This window comes from Psychrobacillus sp., assembly GCF_056205495.1.
On the sequence record NZ_JBAEAP010000539.1, the window covers coordinates 1 to 1,759 of the forward strand.

Annotated in this window: 3 protein-coding genes; 1 reads left to right on the forward strand and 2 read right to left on the reverse strand. The window is 36.8% G+C overall.

From position 1 onward, the window contains the following. Both AC06OU_RS15205 and AC06OU_RS15210 read right to left on the reverse strand, forming a co-directional pair. Positions 1-365 (reverse strand): HAAS signaling domain-containing protein (locus AC06OU_RS15205; protein WP_475856896.1); only part of this gene is annotated, 365 nt, incomplete at its 3' end. Then, positions 352-699, reverse strand: a complete 348-nt coding sequence (locus AC06OU_RS15210) for a PadR family transcriptional regulator (RefSeq protein WP_342567254.1) — start codon at positions 697-699, stop codon at positions 352-354. The genes AC06OU_RS15205 and AC06OU_RS15210, both read right to left, overlap by 14 nt. Positions 700-924: 225 nt before the next feature. On the opposite strand from AC06OU_RS15210, the gene AC06OU_RS15215 reads away from it, so the two are divergent. Next, positions 925-1,686: a glucose 1-dehydrogenase gene (locus AC06OU_RS15215; RefSeq protein ID WP_475856898.1), complete on the forward strand. Its 762-nt coding sequence runs from the start codon at positions 925-927 to the stop codon at positions 1,684-1,686. Positions 1,687-1,759: the final 73 nt, after the last annotated feature.

Sequence of the window (1,759 nt, forward strand, 5' to 3'; positions counted from 1 at the left end):
ATAGTGTCAGTAATGGTATTAATAATAACTGTTAGTATTGATTCCTCTCCATTAAACATTCCAATGCTAGCAACAATATTTAAGATAACGCAGATAAGGATGACCCAAGGGAAAATTAGCTTCAGCGTTTCAATATAGGCATCGTACACCTTAGGACCGATTAAATACATAGGCTTATCACGGTAGCTTGCAGCTAAAACAGCTGGATCGTCCATTTTAAATAGTGCCTCTTTTACTTCTTTCTCTGTATAGCTCTCTGGAAGCATATCTTCAATTGAAAATCTTAACTCCATTGCAATATCGTCTCGTGATTTTTTGGGAAGTCTTCTTGTTACCTCATACACATAAGCATCAATCAAATTCATTCAAATCATCTCCCTCTAAAAGTGACTTCAATTCTAACGTCATTTTCTCCCACTCTCCTTTTAATTGTTCAAATACCTCTATGCCATAATCATTTAGTACATAATACTTTCTTGGTCTGCTTTCTGTTGTATCCCAGCTACTCGTTAATAGATCTTGTTTCTCTAAACGACGAAGTAAAGGATAGAGTGTACTTTGTTCAATAGAAACTCCAGCACTTTCTAATCCTTGAACTAACGAATAACCGTACTGTGGTTTTCGTAATTGACTTAATACTGCTAAAGGAAGCGTTCCTCTTCTAAGTTCAGTCATGTATGAATCCAACAAATTAACCAATTATTCTCACCTCATTTTCTATACTGTATAACATACACTATTGGATGACAAATTATAACGTATATAGTACTTTATTAGAAAAAAAATATTTTATGTAGGCTTTCTTAAAAAAATATATAAACAATTTTTCCTTGTTGTAGCTAGCGGTAGACTTATTTTTTGTATAGTTGAATCTTTTTGTACTAAGATAACAATGAATCTAATACTTTTAAGAGGAGCTTGAAAATGAAACGTTTAGAAAACAAAACTGCTATAATCACCGGAAGTGGAGCTGGAATTGGTAAGGAAATTGCAATTGCATATGCAAAAGAAGGCGCTAATGTAGTAATTGCGGACTTTAACGAAGAAGCTCTGCAATCTACTGTAAATGAATTAACGGAATCAGGATTTTCTGCTTTTGGTGTTAAAGTGAATGTTGCAAATGAGGAGGATGTGCAAAAGATGATCTCCTCCACAATTGAGCATTTTGGGCGCATCGATATTTTAGTGAACAATGCAGGGGTAGGTGACAACATGCAAGCAGCTGCTAATGTCGAGGATGATATATGGAACCGTGTTATGAATATTAATGTAACAGGTGTTATGCGCTGTATACGACAAGTTCTCCCTCATTTTGAAAAGAACGGAAGTGGCACAATTATCAACATGGCATCCCTATCTGGTGTAATGGGTGGTCGCGGCGGACTTACTTATACTGCGGCTAAGCATGCTGTAGTTGGTATGACCAAAAACGTTGCTTCACATTATGGCCCACTTGGTATTCGTTCCAATGCCATTGCACCTGGACACGTAGAAACTGGGTTCGCAGCATCTATGGATAATGTCGATCCATTCGGTATGAAGCAAGCTACACGAGGTGTTGGAATGATGACTAGAGCAGGACAAGTGTCGGACATTTCAAATATCGCTCTATTCCTAGCCTCTGAAGAATCTTCCCTTATCAATGGTATTGTAGTAACGGCTGACGGGGGCTGGAGTGCTTACTAGTTTTATTGACTCTCTAGATATTTTCTAGGGAGTTTTTAATTTTTAGAGGAAATATTACTTTCAGTATACTTTG

What these genes read in the sequence shown, in the direction of transcription:
- AC06OU_RS15215 (WP_475856898.1), top strand. Translation starts at nt 925, where the DNA reads ATGAAACGTTTAGAAAACAAAACTGCTATAATCACCGGAAGTGGAGCT.